This is a genomic window from Gordonia sp. (in: high G+C Gram-positive bacteria) (assembly GCF_049299075.1).
Taxonomy (GTDB): Bacteria; Actinomycetota; Actinomycetes; order Mycobacteriales; family Mycobacteriaceae; genus Gordonia.
The window spans coordinates 1-7325 of record NZ_JBAQWU010000507.1 but is presented as its reverse complement, the minus strand read 5'-3'; the positions used below and the strand labels follow the sequence as shown (position 1 = coordinate 7325).

Below are 7325 nucleotides of genomic sequence, written 5' to 3'. Positions count from 1 at the left end.
GGCGGGGACCCCGCCTCACCGCAGTTTCCGTTCTCAAACCGCCAGCCACGACAGACAGGACTGAGGCGATGACCGAACCTTCCCGCCCAGTCAACGGCGCCCCTGATGCACACGGCCACGTTCCGGTCATGGCCGCGCGCATGTACCAGTTGCTCGAGCCAGCACTCACCCGGACCGACCCGGCCGGCACCGGCGCGATCCTCATCGACGGCACCCTCGGCGCTGGCGGACACGCCGAATACTTCCTCACCCGGCTGCCCGGCCTCGTCGTGCACGGCATCGACCGGGACACCAATGCGCTCGACACCGCGCGGGCGCGGCTATCGCCATTCGGCCGCCGCGTCGTCTTGCACCATGCGCGATACGACGAGATTGGCGAGGTCGCCGCAGCGACCGGAGTGGCTGGCGTCGACGGCATCCTACTGGATCTCGGTGTCTCGTCCATGCAGCTCGACCAGGCTGACCGCGGATTCGCCTACGCCGTGGATGCGCCACTGGATATGCGGATGAACGCCGACGATTCGCTCACCGCCGCCGACATCCTCAACACCTACGACCACGGTTCGCTGGCTCGGGTGCTCAGCGAGTACGGGGAAGAGCGGTTCGCCGGGAAGATCGCTTCGGCCATTCTGCGGGCCCGGGAACAGGAGCCGTTCACCACCAGCGGCCGACTCGTGGAACTGTTGTATGCGACGATCCCGGCGGCCACCCGACGGACCGGCGGACATCCGGCCAAGCGCACCTTCCAGGCACTGCGCATCGAGGTGAACCGGGAACTGGATTCGCTACGCGCCGTGGTACCGGACGCGCTGGGGCTACTGCGAGTCGGTGGCCGCCTGGCGGTCATGAGCTACCAGTCGTTGGAAGACCGGATCGTCAAACGGGACTTTGCCCGGGCCGTCCGCAACACCACACCGGCTGGCCTGCCGATCGACCTGCCAGATACGGCCGCGGAGTTCGTTCTGGTCACCCGAGGTGCCGAACAGGCTGATGAACAGCAGCGACGGGAGAATCCGCGCAGCGCCCCAGTGCGTGTGCGCGCTATTGAACGAATTGCCGACGGAGCCATGGGGGGCCAGAAGTGACGCTCATCGATGATCGTCCCGCGACGCGCCGTCGTCCGGCGCGTACGGCGACCAAGAGTGCGCCCGGCACCAGGTCGCAGCGGTCGGCCACCCAGCGTCCGGCTACCCAGCGGTCGGCGACCGAGCGGTCGGCGACCGAGCGGTCGGCCAGCACCGAATCGCGGCGACGTTCGAGTCGGACCGCGCGCCGCCCCGCCCCGACGACGCCGTCGGGCGTGTTCACCGGACTTGCCCGGGTTCCGTTCATCGTGCCGATTGTGCTCCTGGTGATCGCGGCACTCGGGGTGACCTTGTATCTGTCGACGAAGTCGGCGCAGGACTCGTACGCACTCGAATCACTCCGAAAGCAGAATCAGATCCTCACCGAACAGCGCAACGACCTCAAGCGCACCGCCGATTCCGGAGACTCCGCACCCGAGCTTGCTGATAAAGCTGCCAAGCTGGGCATGATTCCCGCGACGTCGGCGGCGCATCTGGTGGTGGGTGCCGACGGCAAGGGGCGGCTACAGGGAGCCCTGACCGAGGCGCAGGGTCGTCGGTTGGGTTCGCTCAATCCGGCGCCGGACCCGGTCTCGCAGATCGACGCCTCGAAGGTCGATGACTCCGGCGGCCTCGGCGGCACACCGCCGCCAGCGGCAGCCACACCGACCCCGGATACCGCCGTGGCCGCGGGGAATCCACCTGCGGCCGCCGACGGGCAAAATCCCGCGGCCGCCGTGCCTGCGCTCCCGCTGCCGGAAGCGGCGAACCCGAAACCGGAACCGAATGTGCTCCCGCAGGGTGCCGCCACGCCGCGGCGCAATACTGCGACCGCACGCTAGTCGAAGGGAAAATGTAAAGACCATGACCGATTCCTTGACTGGCAGTACCCCGGCGGGCGGTGCTCTTGGGCCGCGCCGCTTCCTGGGACGGATCCGGCTGCTCACCGTCTTTGCGCTGCTCCTGGCGACCGCCGTCGCCGGTCGGCTCGTCTGGATCAACGTGATTGATTCGGAGAACCTGGCGGCGCGGGCGGCCGAACAGCGTGCCGATACGGTGACGCTGTACGCCAAACGCGGTGCGATCTTGGACCGGAATGGTCGGCCGCTGGCCTACACCGGCGATGCCCGGGCCCTGACCTTCCTGCCGCGCGCAGTGCGCAAGGCGATCACTGCCGAGCACCAGAAAAACCCGGACCTGCCCACCGTCGACACTCGTCTCCAGCAGATCGCCGACGGAGTCTCCAGCGGACTCGGTGGCTCGATCTCAGCGAACGACCTGTTGGCCAAGCTCACCTCCGACGACGCGTTCGTCTACCTGGCGCGGTCGGTCAGCCCAGAGACGGCCGCCCGTATTACCACTGATTTTCCCGAGGTCGGTGCTGATCCCCAGTCAATTCGCATCTATCCGGGCGGCTCGCTGGCTGCCAACGTGGTCGGTGACGTGAACTTCGACGGCAACGGACTGATCGGACTGGAGTCCTCGCTCGACCCCATCCTGGCCGGTATGGACGGCGCTGAGACCATCGACCGCGGCTCCGACGGCGCGGTGATCCCGGGCAGCAAACGCAACGTGCACCCGGCGATCGACGGCCGCACCGTGAAGCTGACGCTGGATTCGGACATTCAGTGGTTCGTCCAGGCGCAGGTCAATGCTGCGAAGAAGGCGTCAGGCGCGCAGAACGCCTCGGCCGTGGTGCTCGACGCCAAGACCGGCGAAGTGCTGGCGATGGCGAATGACAACACCTTCAACGCCTCGCTGCCACTGGACCAGCAGCGCACCGCCGATCTCGGTAACCGCGCGGTCACCTCGCCCTTCGAACCCGGATCGGTGAACAAGCTGGTCGTCGCCTCGGCCGCGATCGAATACGGATTGACCACCCCCGATGCAGTGCACCAGGTGCCCGGCTCCATCCAGATGGCTGGCGTCACCGTCAAGGATGCCTGGGAGCACGGCACCGCGCCGTACACGACCACTGGAATCTTTGGAAAGTCGTCCAACGTCGGCACCCTGATGCTCGCGCAGCAGGTGGGGGAGAAGCGATTTGCCGACATGCTGGGTGCCTTCGGTCTCGGCCAGCGCACCGGCATCGGCCTGCCGGCTGAGAGCGCGGGCAGCGTGCCTGCCCTGAGTCAATGGTCCGGTGGTTCGTTCGCCAACCTGCCGATCGGTCAGGGGCTGTCGATGTCACTTCTGCAGATGACGTCGATGTACCAGGCCATCGCCAACGACGGCGTTCGCGTACCGCCTCGCATTATGGTCGGCGACGGGTTGGCGCACGGCGCCGGCTTCAGTACGCCCGAACCGGTTCATGTGGTGAGCGCGGGCACCGCGCGCACGGTTCGAGACATGTTCCGCGCGGTGATGCAGGACGATCCGATGGGCGTCCAGAACGGCACCGGCGCCAAGGGGGCGATCGCCGGCTACCAGACTGCAGGCAAGACCGGCACCGCCCAGCAGGTCGACCCCGAGTGCAACTGTTACTCCAAGTCGAGCTACAACATCACCTTCGCGGGGATCGCTCCGGCGGACAATCCGCGCTACGTCGTCGGTCTCATGCTCGACAACCCGGTGCGCAGCTCCGACGGCAGCGGTGGCCAATCGGCCTCGCCGCTGTTCGGCACGATCGGGGCCTGGTTGCTCCAGCACGAGCGGGTGCCGCACTCGGCGGTCGCCGCCCCGCGGGTGAAGCTGGAAGCTTAATCGAACGGCCCCGGGCATTAAGGTAGGGCGAAGGTGATCGCGGCAGCTCTGCGCGATCCATGTCCAGAAGGGGGTCGAGCAGCGTGGCCGACAGTATCCGGCAACTTCCCATGCGGCCCGCCCACCCGGTAGGTGCCGAGCTTACGACGCTCGCCGAACTTTCCGGGGCCGAGCTGATCGGCGACGACCGCTCGGTCCTCGGGGTGACGTTGCGCGCCCAGGACGCGGCACCGGGTGACTTGTTCGCAGCCCTCCCGGGGAACACCAGCCACGGAGCCCAGTTCGCTGCCGCGGCGATCGCTGGCGGCGCGGTCGCCGTGCTCACCGATGCGCATGGACTGCGTCTGGTGCGTGGCGAACGAGCCACCGAGTCGATTCCCGTCCTGGTGCACGACGACCCGCGCGCCGTTCTGGGAGCGATCTCGGCGCGGGTCTACGGTGCTCCGTCGGCACGCCTGACGTTGATAGGTATCACCGGTACGTCCGGAAAGACGACGACGGCGTACCTGACCGAGGCCGCCTTGCGCGCCGCTGGGCGCAGCGTCGGACTGATCGGCACCGTGGAGATTCGGATCGACGGCGAGCGGGTGCCGAGCTCGTTGACGACCCCGGAAGCCCCGGACCTGCAGCGTCTGTTCGCGGTGATGGTGGAGCGGGGCGTCGACACCGTTGTCATGGAGGTTTCCAGTCACGCGCTCTCCCTCGGCCGCGTCGACGGAACCAATTTCGCGGTCGGCGGCTTCACGAACCTGTCCCAGGACCACCTCGATTTCCATCCGACGATGGACGACTACTTCGCCGCGAAATCGCGGCTCTTCGATGCGGGGTCACCGGTGCATGCCGCCGCCGCAGTGATCTGCGTTGACGACGTGTGGGGTGTGCAGATGGCCCAGATCGCGCAGGCCAGTGCCGAGCGCTGCGAAACGGTGTCCACCGCAGGCAGTGGGCTATCGGGCAGTGGGCGATCGGGCAGTGGGTGGTCGGTGGTCGGAAGGGTCGGCTCCGGGGTGGGGTCGCAGCGCGTCGTGATCAGCGGGCCCGACGGGGCCCAGCACGTGCTGACGGTGCCGCTTCCGGGCGCGTACAACGTGGCCAATGCCCTGCTGGCGGTCGGGCTGGCCACCGCCGCCGGTATCGATCCGGCAACGGCGATCAGTGGCCTCGCCGAGGTGGCTGTACCTGGGCGACTGCAGCAGGTTGACTGCGGACAGGATTTCCTCGCCGTCGTCGATTACGCGCACAAGCCGGCCGCCGTGGAAGCAGTGCTGACCACGCTGCGTGCATCGGTGCACGGCGATGAGTCGTCCGAGCGCGGCACTGACGGCGTGCCGGGGCGACTTGCGGTGGTGTTGGGTGCCGGTGGTGACCGGGATACAGAGAAGCGGGCACTGATGGGCGCCGCCGCCGCGCGCGGGGCCGACCTGGTGATCGTCACCGACGACAATCCGCGCAGCGAAGAACCGGCACTCATTCGCGCCGCCGTCGCGGCCGGAGCCAAATCGGTACCGGCGACACAGCGCCGGGCCGCCGAGATTCGCGTGATCGGGGACCGGGCGCGCGCGATTTCCGATGCCGTTGCTTGGGCGCGTGCTGGTGACGCGGTGGTGATTGCCGGAAAAGGTCACGAGACCGGCCAGGAGATCGCCGGGCACAAGTACCCGTTCGACGATCGCGAAGTGCTTGCCGCCGCACTGACCGCGCGACAGTTGGCGCCACCGGAACTCACCGTGTTCGCGGCCACCGACGCCTCGGTGGCGCAGGCGCGTGGGCTGCTGCGTGCCGCGGTGACCGCGGCGGCCGAGCTGGGCATCGGTAGCGCCCATCGCGAACCAGGTACGGACGAGACCGCGAGCCGTCGAACCTGGGCGATTTTCGGCGAGCTTCGCGAGGCCGGTGACGACGAGGATGCGCGGTGTGTGGTCCACGATCTGCTGGGCCGACAGGCGGTGCGACTGGCTGTCGACCAGACCCTGGCCGTCGGCGACACGCGTGCTGTCCGTGCGTTGTATCAGGGCGCCATCATGGAGGGTTCGTGGGGCGAGGAGGCCGGTTTCTTCGCTACCGTCGCCGAACTGGTCGCGCTTCTGACCGACAGGTCCGGAACTCCGGCGGTTCCCCGAGCTGGTGATCTGGTGCTCGTCGCCGGAAGCGCTGACCTGGTGCGATCGGTGCAAGCGGTCTGGGCGGGAGATCCGGCGATCGACGTCGGTGTGGTCGTGCGATGAGCGCACACGCTAGGGTCATCACTCGGTCGCCGCGAACGGCGCCGATGGACGACGGAGGTAGCACGCCGTGACTCAGATTTTGATCGCCGGGGCGATCGCGCTGACTGTCGCCATTTTGCTGACGCCCGTACTGATCCGAGAATTCTCGCGTCGGCGTTGGGGGCAGGAGATCCGACAGGACGGACCGGCCAGCCATCAGGTGAAGGCCGGTACGCCGTCGATGGGCGGCGTGGCGATTCTGCTGGCGATCTGGATCGGTTACCTCGGTTCGTATATCTTCAGCTGGGCGCGCGGCGATGGCGGACCCACCGCGTCGGGCCTGCTCGTTCTCGGTTTGGCCACCGGGCTGGGCCTGGTGGGCTTTCTCGATGACTTCGTCAAGCTTGCTCGGCACCGCAACCTCGGCCTGAACAAGACGCAGAAGTCGCTGGCACAACTCTGTGTTGCGGTGGTGTTCGGCGTCCTGCTGCTGCAGTTCCGCAACGACAAGGGCCGCGCGCCGGCTAGCGAGCATTTGTCGTTCGTGCGGGACATCGAGGCGGTGACGCTCACCGGCATCGGCTTTGTCGTCTTCTGCTGGATCGTGGTGTATGCGTGGTCGAACGCAGTGAACTTCACCGACGGTCTCGATGGCCTGGCGGCGGGTTCGACGGCAATGGTGATGGGCACCTATGTCCTCATCACCATGTGGCAGGACCAACACTCGTGCGACAACGTCCGTGCGGGGATCTACGACGCTGGGTCCACGGCGAGCGCGACCTGCTATCAGGTTCGCGACCCGCACGACCTCGCGTTAGTGGCCATGGTCGCCGCGGCGGCGTGTCTGGGCTTCCTCTGGTGGAACGCCGCCCCGGCGAAGATCTTCATGGGGGACACTGGTTCGCTTGCCCTCGGTGGCGTCGTCGCCGGTCTCTCGATCACCACGCACACTGAGCTGCTGATGATCGTGATCGGTGCGCTGTTCGTTGCCGAGGCGGCGAGCGTGGTGATTCAGGTGGTCTCCTTCCGGACCACCGGTAAACGCCCGTTCCGGATGGCGCCTTTCCATCATCACTTCGAGCTTGGCGGTTGGGACCAGACGGCGGTGATCATCCGTTTTTGGTTGCTCACGGCGATCTCTTGCGCCCTCGGCCTCGGCCTTTTCTACGGTGAGTGGGTCTCCGGGCGGTAGTCCGCGTAGCCGGGTGCTAGCGCGTGACTCGGCGCGTCGTCGGCATGGCGCGGTGGGTTTGGGCGACACGCCACACAGATCCCAGCAGTCACACCGGTCACAGGGGACGATGGGGCGGTGACTGAGCGCGACGAGCAGAACGACCCAGGCTCACTCCCCGAC

5 protein-coding genes are annotated in these 7325 nt (G+C 67.4%); all 5 read left to right on the top strand.

The window, feature by feature from the left end; genetic code table 11:
- Positions 1-68: 68 nt before the first annotated feature.
- The 5 genes from rsmH to mraY all read left to right on the top strand — a co-directional run bounded on the left by rsmH (position 69) and on the right by mraY (position 7163).
- Positions 69-1085: a 16S rRNA (cytosine(1402)-N(4))-methyltransferase RsmH gene (gene rsmH / locus WAW85_RS16075; protein WP_422560591.1), complete on the top strand. Its 1017-nt coding sequence runs from the start codon at positions 69-71 to the stop codon at positions 1083-1085.
- Positions 1082-1906: a hypothetical protein gene (locus tag WAW85_RS16070; protein WP_422560589.1), complete on the top strand. Its 825-nt coding sequence runs from the start codon at positions 1082-1084 to the stop codon at positions 1904-1906. Before rsmH ends, WAW85_RS16070 begins: the two co-directional genes overlap by 4 nt.
- Before the next feature lie 22 nt (positions 1907-1928).
- Complete coding sequence (locus WAW85_RS16065) at positions 1929-3767, top strand: peptidoglycan D,D-transpeptidase FtsI family protein (RefSeq protein WP_422560588.1); 1839 nt, start codon at positions 1929-1931, stop codon at positions 3765-3767.
- A gap of 110 nt (positions 3768-3877) precedes the next feature.
- Positions 3878-5992, top strand: a complete 2115-nt coding sequence (locus WAW85_RS16060) for a UDP-N-acetylmuramoyl-L-alanyl-D-glutamate--2,6-diaminopimelate ligase (protein ID WP_422560590.1) — start codon at positions 3878-3880, stop codon at positions 5990-5992.
- 67 nt (positions 5993-6059) lie between these two features.
- On the top strand, positions 6060-7163 hold the full coding sequence (gene mraY, locus WAW85_RS16055) for a phospho-N-acetylmuramoyl-pentapeptide-transferase (protein ID WP_422560587.1): 1104 nt from the start codon (positions 6060-6062) through the stop codon (positions 7161-7163).
- Positions 7164-7325 lie beyond the last annotated feature (162 nt).

Excerpts from the sequence above, each read along its gene's own strand:
- rsmH (WP_422560591.1), top strand. The coding sequence starts at position 69 with ATGACCGAACCTTCCCGCCCAGTCAACGGCGCCCCTGATGCACACGGC.
- WAW85_RS16065 (WP_422560588.1), top strand. The coding sequence starts at position 1,929 with ATGACCGATTCCTTGACTGGCAGTACCCCGGCGGGCGGTGCTCTTGGG.
- WAW85_RS16060 (WP_422560590.1), top strand. The coding sequence starts at position 3,878 with ATGCGGCCCGCCCACCCGGTAGGTGCCGAGCTTACGACGCTCGCCGAA.